Annotated in this window: 1 protein-coding gene; it reads left to right on the plus strand. The window is 73.4% G+C overall.

Annotation, left to right across the window (positions count from 1 at the left end; translation table 11 throughout):
- Positions 1-1440 (plus strand): Zn-binding domain-containing protein (locus GKQ77_RS32635; protein WP_219692765.1); only part of this gene is annotated, 1440 nt, incomplete at its 5' end.
- Between the last annotated feature and the right edge of the window lie 105 nt (positions 1441-1545).

Below are 1545 nucleotides of genomic sequence, written 5' to 3' on the forward strand. Positions count from 1 at the left end.
GTCCAGGGCGTCCGCTCGGTCGCCTTCGTACGCTCCCGGCGCGGCGCCGAGCTGATCTCGGTGATCGCCCAGGAACGCCTCTCCGAGGTCGACCGCGCCCTCGCCCGCCGCGTCGCCGCCTACCGCGGGGGCTACCTCCCCGAGGAGCGCCGCGCCCTGGAGCGCGCCCTGCACTCCGGCGAACTCCTCGGCCTCGCCGCCACCACCGCCCTCGAACTCGGCGTGGACGTCTCGGGTCTTGACGCCGTCATCATCGCGGGCTACCCCGGCACGCGCGCCTCCCTCTGGCAGCAGGCGGGACGCGCGGGGCGCTCCGGGCAGGGGGCCCTGGCCGTGCTGGTCGCCCGGGACGACCCGCTGGACACGTACCTCGTCCACCACCCCGAAGCGCTCTTCCGGCAGCCCGTGGAATCCACCGTCCTCGACCCCGACAACCCGTACGTCCTCGCCCCCCATCTCTGCGCCGCCGCCTCAGAACTCCCCCTCGTCGACGAGGACTTCGCCCTCTTCGGTCCCGCCGCCGCGGAGCTGCTTCCGCAGTTGGAAGCCGCGAAGCTGCTGCGCCGCCGGGCCAAGGCCTGGCACTGGACCCGCCGGGAGCGGGCCGCCGACCTCACCGACATCCGCGGCGAGGGCGGCAAGCCCGTCCAGATCGTCGAGGAGGGCACGGGACGCCTGCTCGGCACCGTCGACGCGTCCGCCGCGCACGCCACCGTGCACGAGGGTGCCGTCCACCTCCACCAAGGCCTCACGTATCTCGTGCGCCATCTCGACCTGGAGGACTCCGTCGCCCTGGTCGAGGAGGCCGTGCCGCCGTACTCCACGACCGCGCGCGACACCACCTCCATCTCCATCCTGGAGACGGACGTCGAGGTCCCCTGGGGCGAGGGCCGCCTGTGCTACGGCTCCGTCGAGGTGACCAACCAGGTCGTCTCCTTCCTGCGCAGGAGGCTCATCACGGGCGAGGTCCTCGGCGAGACCAAGCTGGAACTCCCTCCTCGTACGCTGCGCACGCGCGCCGTCTGGTGGACGGTCACCGAGGACCAGCTGGACGCCGCCCGCGTCCATCCCGAGATCCTGGGCGGCGCCCTGCACGCCGCCGAGCACGCCTCCATCGGCATGCTGCCGCTGTTCGCCACGTGCGACCGCTGGGACATCGGCGGCGTCTCCGTGCCGCTGCATCCGGACACGCTCCTTCCCACGGTGTTCGTGTACGACGGTCATCCCGGCGGGGCCGGGTTCGCCGAGCGGGCCTTCCACACGGCGCGGGAGTGGCTCACGGCCACCCGGCAGGCGATCGCCTCGTGCGAGTGCGAGGCGGGGTGCCCTTCGTGCATCCAGTCCCCCAAGTGCGGCAACGGCAACGAGCCGTTGCACAAGCGGGGGGCTGTGCGGTTGCTTTCCGTGCTGTTGCGGGATGCGGAGGGGGAGGCCTCCTGAGCCTCGGCCGGTGCGGCCGGGGGCGTGGGCCTGCCCCGGATGTGCGCGCGGCGCGGGGTGCTATCGCCTCTTCCCCGCCGTCGTGGGGCCCCTAGACCGCCGCTC

The organism is Streptomyces anatolicus, assembly GCF_019400875.1.
Classification (GTDB): domain Bacteria; phylum Actinomycetota; class Actinomycetes; order Streptomycetales; family Streptomycetaceae; genus Streptomyces; species Streptomyces anatolicus.